The sequence below is a fragment of the Candidatus Nitrosocosmicus agrestis genome (assembly GCF_008389435.1).
Lineage (GTDB): Archaea > Thermoproteota > Nitrososphaeria > Nitrososphaerales > Nitrososphaeraceae > Nitrosocosmicus > Nitrosocosmicus agrestis.
On the sequence record NZ_VUYS01000003.1, the window covers coordinates 168,263 to 185,457 of the forward strand.

General features: G+C 32.6%; 11 protein-coding genes. 5 read left to right on the forward strand and 6 right to left on the reverse strand.

The features are described 5' to 3' along the window. Window positions 1-1,023: 1,023 nt before the first annotated feature. Window positions 1,024-2,127 carry a N,N-dimethylformamidase beta subunit family domain-containing protein gene (locus F1Z66_RS02720; RefSeq protein WP_159357500.1) on the forward strand — a complete coding sequence of 368 codons (1,104 nt, stop codon included), beginning with the start codon at window positions 1,024-1,026 and terminating at the stop codon, window positions 2,125-2,127. A gap of 1,018 nt (window positions 2,128-3,145) precedes the next feature. On the opposite strand, the gene F1Z66_RS02725 is transcribed toward F1Z66_RS02720, so the two are convergent. From F1Z66_RS02725 to F1Z66_RS02745, 5 genes are all read right to left on the reverse strand, one after another. Further along, window positions 3,146-3,892, reverse strand: a complete 747-nt coding sequence (locus F1Z66_RS02725) for a hypothetical protein (protein WP_149862070.1) — start codon at window positions 3,890-3,892, stop codon at window positions 3,146-3,148. An 810-nt stretch (window positions 3,893-4,702) separates the two neighbouring features. Next, window positions 4,703-5,830 (reverse strand): glycoside hydrolase family 26 protein, encoded by a 1,128-nt coding sequence (locus F1Z66_RS02730; protein ID WP_159357498.1) that lies wholly within the window; start codon window positions 5,828-5,830, stop codon window positions 4,703-4,705. 2,055 nt (window positions 5,831-7,885) lie between these two features. Next, window positions 7,886-10,318, reverse strand: a complete 2,433-nt coding sequence (locus F1Z66_RS02735) for a PQQ-dependent sugar dehydrogenase (RefSeq protein WP_149862072.1) — start codon at window positions 10,316-10,318, stop codon at window positions 7,886-7,888. A gap of 186 nt (window positions 10,319-10,504) precedes the next feature. Continuing rightward, complete coding sequence (locus tag F1Z66_RS02740; protein ID WP_149862073.1) at window positions 10,505-11,479, reverse strand: UDP-3-O-(3-hydroxymyristoyl)glucosamine N-acyltransferase; 975 nt, start codon at window positions 11,477-11,479, stop codon at window positions 10,505-10,507. A gap of 1,131 nt (window positions 11,480-12,610) precedes the next feature. Beyond that, entirely contained in the window at window positions 12,611-13,063 is a 453-nt protein-coding gene (locus tag F1Z66_RS02745; protein ID WP_149862074.1) for a hypothetical protein, read from the reverse strand. A 1,766-nt stretch (window positions 13,064-14,829) separates the two neighbouring features. Here F1Z66_RS02745 and F1Z66_RS02750 point away from each other — a divergent pair. After that, window positions 14,830-15,105 (forward strand): DUF3303 family protein, encoded by a 276-nt coding sequence (locus tag F1Z66_RS02750; RefSeq protein ID WP_149862075.1) that lies wholly within the window; start codon window positions 14,830-14,832, stop codon window positions 15,103-15,105. Window positions 15,106-15,164: 59 nt separating this feature from the next. Beyond that, the gene (locus F1Z66_RS02755; RefSeq protein WP_149862076.1) at window positions 15,165-15,404 is read left to right on the forward strand and encodes an Lrp/AsnC family transcriptional regulator; all 240 of its coding nucleotides are present in this window, start codon (window positions 15,165-15,167) and stop codon (window positions 15,402-15,404) included. A gap of 212 nt (window positions 15,405-15,616) precedes the next feature. On the opposite strand, the gene F1Z66_RS02760 is transcribed toward F1Z66_RS02755, so the two are convergent. Next, a complete protein-coding gene (locus tag F1Z66_RS02760) occupies window positions 15,617-16,270 on the reverse strand; it encodes a hypothetical protein (protein ID WP_195907454.1) in 654 nt (217 codons plus the stop codon). A gap of 197 nt (window positions 16,271-16,467) precedes the next feature. Between F1Z66_RS02760 and F1Z66_RS02765 the strand changes: the two genes are divergently transcribed. Both F1Z66_RS02765 and F1Z66_RS02770 read left to right on the forward strand, forming a co-directional pair. Continuing rightward, window positions 16,468-16,734, forward strand: a complete 267-nt coding sequence (locus tag F1Z66_RS02765) for a hypothetical protein (RefSeq protein WP_159357495.1) — start codon at window positions 16,468-16,470, stop codon at window positions 16,732-16,734. A gap of 58 nt (window positions 16,735-16,792) precedes the next feature. Beyond that, window positions 16,793-17,195, forward strand: a 403-nt coding sequence (locus F1Z66_RS02770) for a hypothetical protein (RefSeq protein ID WP_149862079.1), incomplete at its 3' end; no start/stop codon positions are given.

Here is a 17,195-nt window from a genome sequence, read left to right on the forward strand (position 1 = left end):
ACACATTAGTAATTTGTTTCCCCAAAATGACCTCGCCATTAATGAAGTAATCGTTAAATCGATTAAATCAAATGGTAAATGTCTTTGATTTCCATTTCTCGAGAAGTTATTTTTTTATATTGCTACTATAATTCTAAATATTTTATGATTTCATATAGAAAATAGTGATTATTAAGTATCTATAATCCTTTCATGTGCTTTTGAAATTTCCTAATGATTGGAATGATATTTATTTTTTAATGTAAACAAATCTGTCACTTGAATCTGTAACGACAGTATACATTATATTCATTACTTCTGTTACGATTAAATCCTTTTTTTCTGGTTACCAAAAACTTTTACATAAGTCATACAATTGACCTTAACTCATTCAACTTGTAGGGAATTTTGGTCGGTAATCATTACAATATTTCCATTTGACAAAATTCTCGATGAAATATAGCCTGCATAATTTAATTGATAAATTCATTTGAATTCCTGTTCTTCAAAGCAGGTCACTTGATGATTATGGTTTTACGCAAACATAATTGTAAATTTATTGATGATATCGCGTCGACATCTGAGGGAAATATTCAAAGGTTAGATCTATACATAATATCGGGATTCTTTTTCAGATATTGGCAAATTTCATCAATTTGATAATTTTGTGTGGAATAAGTCGTATATTACTTTTAAACTTGTAATTATGCCTCAATATTGAGGGTATCATGATTTTGATATTGTAATGATACGCACATGATCCTGCCTTGGTTCAAAAATTTATCAATTTAATTATAGTGATGATCCCTTGCAGGGAACATTCATTTAATTTCATTTTGTTGAATGTCATTGTTAGTTCAAATTGCGTGTTGTAAGAATATCTGTGGAATTTTGTTGTCTGTGTGTTGAATATTGGACCACTTCAGAGATTCTTATTATACAGTTCATAACTTATAAATCCTGATCGACTTTAATGTGGCACTGGCAAATTCTGCTATATGAGAATACTAGTAAAACTTATTAGACTCTCATAGATTCGTTTTGATGATGCTTGATGTGGGATATCCAATTGATTATGTAAAAAATTTTAAAATTATTGTCTCTGGAATTACTTTTCCTAAAAGAATATTGCCGTTATTTGCTCTTTTTGTCATAGTCGGGATTTTGTTTTTCATATCATCATTAAACTGTATTGCTTTAGGAAGTTCAGCCAGTTATGTAAATAATGATACATTAGCCAGTTCAGCCAATAAGAAAGTGGCACTTGTATTACCATCTTTTACCTGGGCAGCCTATCAAAATGATTCATTCTATAATTTCTATTCATTGTATAGTTATATCCAATTTGCCAATAGGGAAGTTAATATTTCAATCACAAATAACACCTATTTGTTACAGGATAGACCTATTCCTCAAGGACCATTTGTATATTATTCAGATCTTGAGGAAGAGCCATACATCCCATATATTAATTATATAAATCTTGCCAAAGACCTTTACAGAAACCATGGTATTAATCCCGTTAACATAACCGATGGGGATGTAGATCAAGGCAAAATTTTTAATCCTGATGGTACCAACGCATACGATATTTTGTTTTTGTTCCATAATGAGTATGTCACACAAGCAGAATATGACAATTTAAAAAAATTTGTTACTAATGGTGGAACGATTGTGTTCGGTGATGGAAATGTATTATACGCAGAAGTCGAATATCATGAAAACAATAATACTATATCACTTGTCCGCGGACATAATTGGAATTTTGATCAGAACCGGACCGCTTGGAAAGGTCCTGCAGAAAGATGGTTGGATGAAACTAGAGAGTGGGTAGGAAGCAATTTCTTGGATATTCCTGCAAATTATCCTTTGCGCTTTAACAATAATCCATTTAATTATACGCATTCAGAGGAAAATTATGTTGCTAACCCAAATGCCAAGATACTAATTGATTACGGGCTCACAGGTGTCCCTAGATACTCGGGTCAATATTTGGGCGCCATTGTGGCAACTTATGAAATGGATTACGGTAAAGGTCGTATCATTCATATGGGATTATGGGGGCACATGTTGGCACAAAATAATGAATTTGTAAACTTCCTTAACAACGAAATTATACCCTTGTCACTTAATGGCACCTTGAAATAAAGGTCAAATTTTTAATATTCATTCCTACACAATGGTAATTTCGTTCTTCAAAGATAATTGCTCTTGATATCTTCACATGGGTATATACCTTTGGTGTAGGATGAAGTCTTTTTAAATAAGCAAAATATCTTTTACGGTAATCTAATTTTCCTTTATTTACCTATGCCTTTTAAAACCTTTTATAATTTAAATTAATTTATGATAGAACAAATCAATCCATTCTGTATTTTTATCCATAATTATTAATGCAAATAAAAAATTTCATTCTTTAACTCTATAATAAATTATATTGTCTCCTTAATACGGCTATACGTAACGATACTCAATAAGATATCATTTGTACCTCTTACAATTCATAGCAAACATCCGTTACGTATTTCAGGATCCGAATATGGAAATGTTCTTAGGGTGATACCTAATAAGAATCCGATCCTCTGTGAATAAGAATGAATCATCCAATAGAAGCGCTTGGTGCACAATTATAGTTGTTACTTACTTTGAGTTTATTATTATTAAATTGGATCCTATCCAAAAAAATTTTATATTTCAATGATATAAGTTGAATAATTCTGTGAGGAATTGTATAATTTTTGATATGGTGAAAAAAACATAATGTTGAATTATTTGGAGATAGCGGGCTGGCATATAGGCATATGAGGTAGTCATAAAATTGGAAATAGGGGTGTCGGATCCAGGTACCGAGATCATCATATATACAATAACCTTACCTAATTTCTGAATTCTTAACTTGAAAAAGAGCCAAAAACCAATAAATACATAATTCATCTTTAAAATTTATAATATTCGTCCATTATGAAATCGGTCAACAGAAATAAATTTTTGTTATATGTGGATTCTGTAATTCTATTGTGTATTTGGGATGAACGCCGTAACTTATTTAATAACTGTACATTCGGGTACAAAATTAATTCCAACTGCAGTTAAATTTGGATAAAACTTTTATCAATTCCTACATTATCGAGTTCACCAATAACTAATAGGTTAAATGACAAAATCACTAATCCGCTGAAACCCCTAGCTTACTTAATAGTGTAAGCTTATCCGTATTAACGAGTAAAGAAATTTTTGAAAATATGCTATCAATTGATAAATATATTTCTTCAGGAGTTGACACCTTTTCTATTGCGGCATTAAGAGAGTTTACAAGAGGCCACAAACCAGAAGAGTCAATTGAAGCTTCTGAATCAGAATAGAAGGTAGACATCAATTTTTCGGCCTGTTGTATGAACGCCTTGCTATCTTGGTATTCAAATATAGCTGTTATAGTGTCATTAGTGACACCTGCTTGGTACTCATGACCTGCAAGATCCAAGAGATTGACTACAACGAATGAATTAAATAATTTGTCATTTTGCAAATTCTTAGGAATTACCTCATTTATTATATCTTTTAAAAGATTTTGGGTTGACTGAATAACACTTAGATATTCTTCATTCGTAGAGTTTTTGGAATATTCTGGAATATCCATTAATATCGAATAAAGTGATTGATTCAGTGATTGATTGGTGATTGCGATTTGAGGTCCGACAAATGGATATAATTCACCAATAGGATGTTCAGCGTGAGCAAGTGCTAAAGATTCGTTTCCATCATATTTGTTTAATAGGGATGCATTCAAATGTCCATCAATTTGTTTGATTTTTGAAGTGAAGTTTACCAAGTTAGAATAACGAAAATCTAAAACATCTCTCGATGATATCTCCTTTGAATTTCCTATGCTAGTAGTAGTAGTGCTGTTAACCATTTGTCCATTACTCGACTGAAAAATAATAAAGGATGTAATAAAAAGAATCAGCAGTGGGATAATGAGTATGACTACCTTTACACATTCCCTAGAAGTAGTGTTATTATAACAATTATGTGGTTTTCCCACATTTGCCTTACAATATTTTTCATATATAACTATGATGATGTTTTTCTGAAAGGAGAATGAATTCGCACTAGAAACACTTGGAAAATTTGTCAATTGAGTGTCTGTATGACACTTTGCAAAAACACTATTCTGAACACCTACGAAATGGATTTATTGAGTCTGAATATATTGATCTTTTTTGAGAGCGAAAGAACGTCAATTTAAAATATACAAAGAATTAGAAGATCATTTACCTAAATGAAAAAGGGGGAGGAAAAATATTATTTCAAGGGGCCTCTATGATCTCTTATTTTTAAACTGCCTTTCTGTTTAGAGATATATATTATGGTAACATGGACTATTCCTTATGGAGATCCTTTTTTTCTCTATATTAATTTCATAACCTACCATTATTTCATTCAATTATTGTTTTACAATTCTTGTCAGATTATTGAATTTTCTTAATGAAATTTTTTCTGCAAGTTTATCTTTTAGTTTGTTATTTCCCTAAATCACATTTCAAATTGTCTATAAACTCATGTAGTGACTGTGTAGTTCCAGTCAGTGATGCAAAATACTATATTCTTTTATCAGATCATCCCTCTTGTAGATGGACTTTACACCATGTCTAAATTCATTTTAGTATATTACATTTAAATAAAATGCGCAAGAGATCTGAAAGTCATTGATCATGACCTATCATCATACCTCTTTGAATTCGTAGTTTGCAGTTGACTTAAAGAATGGTGACGAAATTAATCGTTTGTATACTTCCTCTGACTCCATGGATGAATTTATTGTTAAATCAATTGTATTGTGTCTGTGCTCCCATTTTTCATTCCAATAACTTATTGCCTTGATCCGAGGATAAGATTCATCCTTTACTAGTTGAAGTGCGTTTTCCAGCCATTCACTTTTGTTTCCCATTTCTGGATCTTCTATTATTCCCAACTCCAAAATTGCAAAAGGTTTTGTAGTTGAAATGGATTCTAGTTCTTTATAAGCCGTATCCATAATATCTGCAAATGCTTTCCATTCCTTGCCAGGCTCGGTAGAACCGTAAACACTTGTCCCTATCCAATCAATATAATCATCTCCAGGATAATAATTTGTTACGTTATTCCATGCCTCCTGACTCGACGATGTATCATCTGCCTCGAATGAAGGAATGACGTGGAATACCCAAGTTATATTATTGGCGCCTTCATTTCTAAACAGGTCTATGATGTGTCTGCATGCATCACGAAATCGTTCTGGACCATCAGCAATTTCTGGATCTCCATATTCATCAGTTTCTCCACCACCATTGAATATACCACTCCATGGAAACCAATCTCCATTAACTTCGGTTCCAAATTCGATCATTAGGGGTATGTTGGTTCTTTTGGCGTCTTTTGCCCATTCTATTAAGGAATCATCAAAATTTCCATCAATGATCGCTTGCAAGGTATAAACAGGATCGGAGTCACCTTGATTGAAATCGGATCGAGGCATCATTCGAATAAAGGGGACTATGTCCAAATTGTCTATAGTTCGTACAGCTTCTTCTGGGAATTTGATATCGTCGTCCCAATTATTTGAGAAATACGCCCAGACTATTTTTTTCCCGCTTACTTTATCATAATTAGATATTATTTCTGTTGTCACTTGGTCCTCCGTTCCGCCAAAACCTGGATTAGCTCCATGATATACACCATCTTTCGGAGCGATAATTTTTACATTAAATTTTGAATTATCTTCGGAGAAATTATCCGGCGTAGTGCTGTAGGCATAGGGGATAATTGCAAATATTGGATGAACTGCACAATATTCTGCGGTGAGAATCGACATCGAAAAAAACAAAATTGATAAACCATTTAAAAATTGTCTCCTGACCATAAGCTACAAATATTCTGAGCATTTGAGCAATTATATACCTTGCAGATAATTTCTATGTCTATTAATGGATGTACGGGTCATTCCTTTATTAAGCGAATTCCTTAAAAAAACAAATAGCTAGGTTTCATAAATTTATTTGAAAAATATTGATAAATCAAAAATATTCTGAATTCTACCAATACTGTAAAATTGAAGAGGGACGATCTTGACCAAAACCCATGATCATGCCAACGTATTACACCGTTTAAACCATAGTTTTAAGAGAATGCGAATCTAAAAATGCTTGGCATCTGCCAATAACTAGTTATGTCACACGATTACAAACAAAAAACAGGATAACCGTCATAAATATTATACAAAGTTGATAATAAATATGTGATATTTTGAGACAGAGATACTTGTTTTATATAACTCGTCATTTCATTAGGTCAATGATGCATAATAGGTGATTCAAAAACATCCTACAAAATCACGGATCTTAACATGTTGAGAATATCCGATAAATGAATTGATTCTGGGAAAGTGCGTAACTTGATAGTACGTTTTATAGTAGTATAAATTCAATCAGCTTTTATTTATCTGCATCATCCTGATGTTTTAACATACTGGGACATTGGAAAAAACTCGTTCCGTCAAAGCTTCTTTTAGGCTGCTCTTGATATTCTCGTCGAATGGTTTCATGCTTGTATTGTTATTATTATTATTATTATTATTATTTCAACTCTGCTCACAGGCTGGCTGGGTGTAATAATATTTATGGGGCGATATCGTACAAAATTTTTATGAGAAAATTCTTAGAACCATTTAATAACAGGAGTTCAGAAACAAATCCTCAGAACGGTGCTACTCGTTTACAAAAGGATACAAATAGTTCACTTCATTTACAGATTTTCTTTAATGGGAGTTGGAGACATGATCAAAATTGCAAATTAAAAACCAATAAGGAATGTGATGTTACCTAATAAAATGATGCATTAGCTATTCCTTAAATCAAATACATCTTTGAGTAATGCTACCTCATTTGTTATTATTACAAGTATCACTGAATCTTTCTTGTAAATTCAATTTCTCTTGAAATTTTTTTGCATTATCTCACGAATCTTTTGAAATAAAAATATCTTCAAAATAATTTGTAAATCATAAGCCATTTCAATGTAGATGTTTATAATTGCTAAAGGAGTCAATCAGGTTATACATAGATCCAAACTTAACACCTATGCAAATTTAATGGTTTTCTATTTTCTATCTTCGCTCCTTATTTAACAAACAGTTTCCTAAATCGGTTACCTCAAATTGACTTTAATGATGTAGTGATTGTCGCGTAATTTTTTAACTATAGCGAAGGAATCTAGTTGATAATCCATAATCAGAAGCCAAAGAACTGACAAATGGAGTTTATAGAAATAGTTAAGTATTTTAAACATATCTGGTTGTGAATACCTCGATTAGACACATTCTTTAAAAAGAAGTAACAGTTGAGAATACATTTGAAAATAATCCATATGAGATTATTAAATTAAGTTTTACCAAATCCGAACAATAAAATCCAAATTTATCATAAAAATAAAACTCGTTTCATTTGACAGGATTATGATGCTAATATAAGATTTCGATGCCTGTAAAGAAAATTCCTAATATTAGTAAAGCCAAGAAAAATTCTATTTATTCAAATAACAATATCAAAACAGAAAAAAGCATTCTATGATGTGAGAAATGACTGATATATTGTGGAAGAATCATGAAAAATATTAATTACGGAAGTATATACAATCATCAGAATTAAATTTTTCGACCAATGCCAGAGCATTTGGAGAGTTATGTGTTCCTGCGGAAATCATAACATGATGGGAGAAAGAACATAATGTAATTTATAATTTCTTTAGTCGGATATAGGTAACATGGTAAAATTGGTTAAAGGTTAGTAAATAAGAGAAAATAAAATTTAATTTTTATTACTAGGGTTATTTTCAGGGCTGAGAACAATTCTGCTTTGTATTCCTTCAACTTCTATGAGACTGCATTATTTTCAACATCCTCTTCTGAAACATTGTTTTCGGATTGAATCAGAGCATTGTCTTGAGTTATTTCTTGAGTATCCTCCACATCTTGATCTGGTAGACTTTCTCCCTCTAAAACATGACATTCAAAAAAGTATGAATCAGAGAGTTCAGACTTGTCATCGCAATTGACTGAATCATTGTTACCATTGATTGTCAATCTAATGTTTGAAAAATCAAAGGCTATGGGTATAGTAATTTCATTGTATTTTGAATCAAGATTGACCACTGAAAATGGCATGACTTTCTCAGGAATACCGCTTTGTGATAAATCAGTATAAGTTATATTTTTAATATCATCGACTATGAATACAGGCATCTTTAATTTAATATACTGAGTAGAATTGATCTTGGACACTTTGGATGTGGAATGCAGATCTACCAATACCGAGGTACCTATTTCTGGAAACATTCCATCTACATCAATACTGTTGGGTCGAGTTACCGTTATAGGGTATAAAGTTTGCATCATATCTTCTGCCTTGAAATCTGGGTCCAGTCTGTAAATGTGATTATCACCGAAGTAAATATAGCCATCTTTAGTTTGGGTTATGCCATTAACTGCCTCAAAAGGATAATGATCCAATAGAATGCGTAGTTCGGAGTCGATAGTTTTAGAAGCATTGTCTAAATGAAAACCGTAAATATCACCTGTGTAAGTTCCAAATACGAAATTGTTTTTCAAAGAAGGATATTTATCGCCTGTATAGTACAAAGCATGGGTAGGGCCTTGCGGGTACAAATAAGATCTTATGGGCTTGATATCAAGGCTCGAATTGGATAATTCTGGAGATGTATTTGGAAGCTGGTAAATTGGATATCCATAATTTCCACCTTTCTTTAATATATTTATCTCATCAAAAAGTTCGTCTCCATTTTCAGTCACTATACCTATTTTTTCTTTATAGTCGAATGCGAGGCCAAACATGTTTCGATGTCCAAGGGAATATATCGGAGAATCAGGAAATGGATTATCGGAAGGAATAGTTCCATCTTTATTTATTCTTAGAATTTTTCCTAATAATGATTTATGGGATTGTGTATATTCTTCTTCTGTTGCATCTCCAACCGTTATGTATAGTTTACCATCGGGTCCAAATCCTAACGCACCGCCAGAATGATAACCAATACCTGCTGGTATCTTGTCCAATAGGACCGTGCTATTGATAGCTACATTATCTTTCTCCGTAAATCTGATTACTTTGTTAACTGGATAACTGTTTTTGCCATTAGTCGATGTATAATATAGATATACAAAATGATTGTCATCAAATTCCGGATCTAACGCAATACCTAGCAATCCTTGTTCCCATCCGACATAATGATCCTTTAACACTGCAAAGGGTTTCTCCAATAATACTCCGTCTTTCATTATTTTTATTTCACCAGTATTTTTTTCAGAGATGAAAATTCTATCATCGGGAGCAGCTGCCATACTTGATAGTAAAGTAAACATTTTTCCTTTGTTTTTATATATGGATAAATCGTCTAAAGTGCTATTGAGAGGCCAATGTCCGATTAAACCTTTATCTTGATTTGATCTAATATTTGTGGTAGAATTGCTTTCGACACTAGAGTACAATTGCTTGATTTCATCCTCAGAAATCGTACGATTATATAATTTGATATCGTCGATTATACCCGTAAATTCGTTACACGAATTGCAATGGGCTGCCGAACCTAGATGTATGGGAAGATATGAAGCAGGAGTGAAATTCCCGTTATAACTTAGAGTTTGGAAGGGTTCGCCGTTTCTATAAACTTCAATTTGTGATCCATCAAAGGTGGCAGCTATATGAGTAAATGAGCTATTCGAAATAGGTATGCTTTTTGATGAGGTCAAACCTCCCGAAGTGTCGGATACAACAAAATGAACAGATTGATCATTGTAATTATGATCAAAAAACCATCCATTGTTCATGCCTATATTAACATTAGAAATAATATGTGCATTTGGACTTTCCTGAACCTGTTGATCAGGATGTGGTTTGATACCTTTTGTTTCTTTTACCCAAAAGGAAATAGTGATTTCGGAGGAATTATAAGGATTAATTTGAGGAATTTCGACATATTCTCTGTACCTATCAATAAACTCTACTGCCTTACCATTTTTTCCTTCTACATAAAAGGGCTCCCTTGTTATATCCATAATTTTAGTACTATTATAGGTGGTTGTATTACCTTCAAATTCACTTCTAAAGGGGTAACATTGAAGAACATCGTCGAGCATTTCACAACCAAATGTACTGGTTTTTTCATCTGCTGTTTTATTGGATTGATGACTAGTAGCATTTGAATTCATCAAAGCTGATGGCAATAACAAACATGAAACAACAAAAACGAGTGATAACGTAATAGTTAGAATGTAATTTGATATGCGCACAAACCTAGATGAAAATTAAGCCTATAAATATCTTGTTTGAAAATATTTGCAATAACTCTTCCAATCTTATTTAAATATACTAATCTAAAGTAATGTCATGACATAACATAATATTTTTACTTTATGACATTACTTGCACCGGTTATTCAAATAAGTTTAGTTGATGGAAAATCCACTTACTACAAATTACCCATTATTGTTTTTGCTCTCAGTAAAGTCATTTGTTTGACCTGCCATTAGAAATTTCATATTTGTGTTTACCTTGTGCTTTATTGATTTTGCAGGAACACCCGCCACGATATCTCCATTGGGTATATTTGAAATTACCATTGCACCCGCACCGACTATGACGTTATCACCGATCCTAATGTTATCCTTTAACGTTGAATTCAAACCTAGCCAAACGCTCTTGCCTATAATCGTACTACCACCTACAATTGCACCAGCGGTTAGTTCTGAGTCTTTACCAATGGAAACATTATGGGCTATATGTACCATTGCATCCAATTTGGTCCCCGTTTCTATGATTGTGTCAGACAGAGACCCTCTAGCAATGGAACAATTTGCTCCAATATCTACAAAGTCTTCAATTATCACCTTTCCCAGATGTGGAAAGTGAATGAGATTATTGGAATCTGTCCTTTCATAAGCAAATCCGTCTTCTCCAATTGTAGTACCTGATTGTATATTGCAGTTATCTCCAATAATGCAATTATTTAAGCTAACTTTTTTTCCAATCACACAATTTTTTCCAATCACACAATTTTTTCCAATCACTGAAAATTCGCCTATAGAACAACTGTCTCCCACCTTAGATGAGGGATCTAAAAAAGAGAATGGAGATATTGTTGCTTCAACTCGGTGCCCTGCCGTCACAACAGTTAATATTTCCACAAACGCTAGTCGTGGATTTGATGTAAAGTACAGCTGTTGACCCGGTTTCGCGTTCACCCTATTCTCCACAGATACATTGCAAAGAATCGCCCCTGCATCAGACTTCGAAATATATTCAACAGCTTTATCGTCTTGGTAATAGCAAAATGTTAAATCTGTTTGCTTAGCTTTTAAAATAGAAGCACAATTATCGACGGCGACATTATCGCCCTTTACCGTAAAATAGAATCCCTTTCTTTTCAATATTTCCTCAATATTAAAGGACATAAATATAGAAACCAGACTGACCTATAAAATAATTGTGACACTATTTGATATTGTGAAATGAATTAAATATTCTGGATAGCCTCGGTGTTTATGACCAATTTTACCTTGGGAAAAATGAAGGTTCAAGTTTTAATCTAAAATAATGACTTCAAGCAATGCCTTATCACACCTTAGATTTATCTTAAAGATAATATTTTTCACTGTTTCATTTATGTATTTGAATCACATTATTTTTCTTTGAATTATCCATACTAAATGTTCAATAATCATTGTAAACTAGATTAAACTTACATCCCAACTCGATATTTTGAAGGATAAAGTATCATGTGCTTTGGTTATAGGTGGACATCACGATGATACCGATCTGGATTGAGGTGGACATTTGCTTAAAGCCGGAAGAAATGGTGCAAGTGTTTTTATGTAAATTGTTACTCATAACCCAAGTGTAGGGCTGTGTTCAACCGATCCAATGAAATTGTAAATCATGCCAAGTATGTCTGAGCAAAATAACTTTGGATGAATAACTACAAGGATGCATCAGTTTACTTAACTAAAGAACTTGTAAGCTCTATAGAGCTCTTTATCTGAAAAACTCATGTTGATATTTCATACAACCATCCATTAAAAGGTAATCATCACAATCGTTGAGCTGTATCTGAGACGATAGTAAAATAAGCCGCCTCTAATTTGTTGGGATGTGAGAATCAATCGATAAAGAATTTATTGTAGTTTTTAGCGATATTTCTGATACCATATACAAATAGGTTAAAATAATTGATTATGAGAATCCAAATAATCAAAACTCTTCCTAAGCTTAAACTCTGTAAAGGGTAAGGCGAGTATGGCGCATTTCAAACAAGTCACTCCAAAATCAACATACATGGTGGCTTTTTAGACAACAAAATTGGTGATAAATGGTGGATATGAGTTGTTTCTTACCAGGGGATCCTCTGAGGACTTAAATCCATCTCACAATATGATAGAATTTCAAATGTGATCTGATGTTCGTCTTGTCAAAAATAAGCATCTATAACTTAAATTTCATAATTTCTGGTATGACTTTTAAAATAATATGTTGCATTTCTGGAAAGTTGTCAGTTCAATTTTGGAAAATAGGGTAAGAAAGGTGGATTACCTCTTAAAATAATCCCTTACATGCGGTCTATATAAATAGAATATAATTATTCCGTTTATGATGATGCCTATTACGTGTGATACTAATGCTACCTCAATTGATCCTGATGCTAGTCCGATTATAATTGCAGAAACGATCTGAACGATCAGTGAAATTATTGTTACAATAATTGTAATAATCCGTGCCCATCCTCTACCCTTTAATAGTCCATAAGATACAGCGAAATAGACTATTCCTATTATTATCATAATAATTCCCAATATTAATGGCAGGACGCTTAACGAGGCAATGTCAATTGAACTATTAGAATTGACTTCTATTGATGAACCTGAAAGTAACCCTGCAAATATAATAAAAAAGAAACCTCCAATCAATAACGCTATGCCTCCAAGTATTGCTAAGATTGCTAAAATTGTAACCCCAATTGGTCTATTTGTATTTGAATTCAAATTAACAACAAAATAATATTGATACTCTCATATAAACAATTAATTTAAGATATTATCTCTGTTAACTTCAGCGTACATCATCTCCTCATTATGATAATTACGAAATTGGTTCTACCAATTACTTATATGCTTTATTTACAGTTCTTCTGTCTACATGGAAAATAGTGATCTAAGGTTTCTGTTTTATCCGGTATATGTTGTATCGTCCTTTTTATCACGTTTTTCTCTAAAGGTGAATGAACAGGGTAATCGAGTTTGAGGAAGTTACGAATCATGGGACATCATGCTCCAACATCAACGGATACTGAATGTTTTTTGAATCTCTGACAACTCCTGCAGAAATCGCTCAGCAACCAATAAGTTTCTTTAGTGAGTTATATTTTGTGAGAGAATTTGACGTGTTTCTGGCTCAATTGATTGCTATCAAGAGCCATATTATATTCGGCCCAACCTAAACTCACATTTCATCATCAATGAAATCCTCAATTTCTCCTTTTCGGCGATATTTTTTTATGGATGACATTTTTGAATCTATTCTCAAATTGCCATATGGTTTATCATAACATTATGTAAGTATAACATGGTTTGGTAACATACCTAGTTGATAAACCCAGAAAATACAAATACACCTTTCATCAACATACGATGAAAGGTGTTCTATTTCTCCGTTGATAATTATGATTGAAATTGAGCATCTTAATCTATAGTTTTTCGTTAGGTTAACAGAGATAAGATGCCATAATAAAATTTAATATTGGATATTTCCTTTTGTTATTTACGAAAAAAACAATATATGGTAAATGTCCAAATTGTAGGACAAAAGGACAACTTGATGTGATTTCGAGCTCGCCTGGTAAAGAGAAATTTAAATGTAATTCTTGCTATCATAAGTTTGGCATGGATGACTTGTGATTTTAGACCCAAATGGAAGAGATTATATCTTTACACCCGTTTTGAATTAATCTTGAAATTCAAAATTTATAACTTCAGTAGAAGTCTATATCTTCTGCCATTGCAAACAAGTTCTACCTTTCAAATGTGGAGAATCTAATCATATGTTAATCTATGATTTTAAATACGAGTGGAGAATATAATCATAGGTTAGTGTAACAAAAGTTAATTTGACCTTTGCCAATAATGATTATCATCATATTTTTCATTGAATCTCCAAATAATTATGAATAATCTATAAACATCGGAAAACTATTACCCAAAATGTCGTTTTCTTAAATACTGCACGGGATGTTAGTATGCCGGAAATTTTGAAAATATCGAGTTCCTGCGAGTGACTTAAAGCCCACTATAAAAAGTTTCACAAGTGTAAATAATTTATTGTTCGCAGAGGTATGAAGACTGGTGGAAAAGTAAAAATACTTCAAATTGAGATGGCTAATGCAAATTTATTGGACAAACGGTGAATAGTCAGAATATGATTTGGCTACTAAAACTACTTTATAAGATAATTAATTAGATCTTAGGAGAGGAAAAAAAGAAAATGAAAAGACGAATTCTCGTTTTATTTTTCACTTCTTGGTTCAATCATTGAATTTGAATATTATTAGTATGAAAAAATAATGTATAAGGTATCATGATTTTGTAGTCCTAGTTTAGTCATGCTATGAGCTTGTGGTTGGTTATTATTTATTACAAATAACTATAATCCTTTATTTGATAAATTGACAAGGTATTTCAATAGCGAAATGATTGGAAAATAAAAAATGTGTCAAATTAGTAAAACTTAAAACATGATCTAATTAATAAAAAATATGAGTGCTACCTTTCTAGTTTTCTACAGATTTAAAACCATGACGCCTGATGAGGCAAAAAAAGCAAATGAGCAGTGGAAAGAAATGAAAAGAAGTTTACCTCAGGGAATTGAATTAATGGGGGAATATAGTCATGCATGGGGAACCGAGTATAATGGATTCTTGTTATTCGAATCAGAAAGCAGCGATGACTTCATGGATTGGTGGTCTAAATTCAAAGATAGTATTCGATGGTACGTGGATCATACTCATACAATTACTGCAAGAAGAAAATAATTTCTTTATTTCTTTAATGATAACAGTTTTATTTAATGACCTTGATTAGTTATTAGAATATGAACCATAATGCCTTTGTTTTAATAAATTGTACTTTGGGAGCAGAAGCAAAGGTCATGCAACAAATTCAGGATTTAGAATATGTAGAAAAAGCATATCGTGTATATGGTGTATATGATATTATAGTAAAGATCAATGCCAATGATAAGGAAGATCTACAAAGAAAGGTTCTTTTGATTAGGCGCTTAGACGAAATAAAGTCTACATTAACTTTACTCCAGATAAATAGCACTGGGTAATTGCAGAAATCCTTTTCTAAATTTCATTAGGGTCCAGTGTAAGTATTTTCGATCGCCAACTTTGAGATCGTCTTCATTAATTCATTCAGTGTGCCTTAAGAATAGTTAGATGGACGCGAGCCAAGAAACATTCATTTGTTTGAATAACTCTTATCGAACAAAACTCACCTAAAAATAAAATACTGAATTGACCCAAGATTATTCATAGGGTGCTACTTTACTATTGACTCTAATTTTTCATATGATTGTTGGGATAGCATATTTTGTTTTTTTAAGAAATCGATAAAGACTTTACTTTGCTCGAACTCGTCAATTAAATTCAATAACGTAGCTCTAAAAAAGTCTCTGGCTTCGTGATTTAGTCCGCACTGAGTACAACAATAATTTCCATCGTTACTTGGTGCCCATTTTTCCTTGATTTCATCATTGTTATATGCTCTTGAAAGAACTTTTCTTGTATAATCAAGCAATGTAATAAAAATTTCATTTTTCTCTTCTTCCAGTGTCAATTTGTTGAGTGTTTCTGCAAACCCATCTGAAAACACCGCATGACCGGGGGGTAGCGGCACGGGTTTATTTCCATAATAGACATCATGAATTCCAAATAATTCTTCGATTACTAGTCTAGCTCTTTTGCGAAAAATAAAAGGATCTTGTTTCTTAGAGGGTCTACCTCGCTGATTCTTTTTTTCCTCTTCAACATGATTAATGTAGTATTCCCTGTAAAGTTCTGCTTTCTGTGCATATACCGTTTTAATTGGTAATTTGGTAACTTCGCTAAGTTCTTCCACAGACAACCCTGTGGGATATGCATCCCGCAATGCGTTCAGAATTTTTCGGTTACTATCTTTATTAATAACTTGCAAATGAAGGTCGTCTCTACAATAGTATCCTTCGAAATAATTCTTCATGATATCAAATATTTTCTATTATTCTTATACTTTTAGAATTTGAGACTCTTGGAGTATAATATTATTGAAATAAAATTTATCTATTTATACTGACAACTACCACTATGAAAAAAAATACTTCATCTAGACTAAAAATTAATCATGTTTTAATCATGTTCGCGATAAATGTACTATTACTATCTGTTTATGTGGAGTCTATTACGGTCGAGGTTAATGGCTTGCTGTCTTCAAACTCTACACTACTACCTACTTCAAACTCTACACTACTACCTACTTCAAACTCTACACTACTACCTACTTCAAACTCTACACTACTACCTACTTCAAACTCTACAGAAAATGAAACCGATCAGAAAGGTACCATCGCGTCCTTCCCTGGCTCACTAGATAGCGATAGACGTCATATGCCGCTTCTCTAAATTCTTCATCAATAACTAATATTTAATCTAAATATAAAAATAGGGATAGCGAATTGCTTTGACTGGTACTTATTTCCTTATCGTTTTATTTTTCACATTATTTATTGGGACTTTGACCTTTCCTATTAATTTGGATAGATCTTCCTCTGTATCTTCATCAGATATCTTTAGAGAGGTTATCGGTACTACTGTTAACGAGGATGAGAGTTCAGATAATGCCGTTAATAATACTTCAAGATCTGAAGATTCTTTAGATGGAGATGATTCCAGTAATTCCGACCGAACAGGTCAAGAAATCGTTACGAACCCTCCAGACGAAGAGGTTAGCATTCCAGTTGCTGATGCTGGTCAGGACGTTACTGTACCTGGTCAGACTTTGACTCAACTAGACGGAAGCAAAAGCTACTTTCCTAGCGATGGTGTAGATGATGTTCAACCTTCCTTAAGTTATGCTTGGACAC

Excerpts from the sequence above, each read along its gene's own strand:
- F1Z66_RS02750 (WP_149862075.1), top strand. The coding sequence starts at position 14,830 with ATGAGTGCTACCTTTCTAGTTTTCTACAGATTTAAAACCATGACGCCT.
- F1Z66_RS02765 (WP_159357495.1), top strand. The coding sequence starts at position 16,468 with ATGTTCGCGATAAATGTACTATTACTATCTGTTTATGTGGAGTCTATT.
- F1Z66_RS02720 (WP_159357500.1), top strand. The coding sequence starts at position 1,024 with ATGATGCTTGATGTGGGATATCCAATTGATTATGTAAAAAATTTTAAA.
- F1Z66_RS02755 (WP_149862076.1), top strand. The coding sequence starts at position 15,165 with ATGAACCATAATGCCTTTGTTTTAATAAATTGTACTTTGGGAGCAGAA.
- F1Z66_RS02740 (WP_149862073.1), bottom strand. The coding sequence starts at position 11,479 with ATGTCCTTTAATATTGAGGAAATATTGAAAAGAAAGGGATTCTATTTT.
- F1Z66_RS02730 (WP_159357498.1), bottom strand. The coding sequence starts at position 5,830 with ATGTCGATTCTCACCGCAGAATATTGTGCAGTTCATCCAATATTTGCA.
- F1Z66_RS02725 (WP_149862070.1), bottom strand. The coding sequence starts at position 3,892 with ATGGTTAACAGCACTACTACTACTAGCATAGGAAATTCAAAGGAGATA.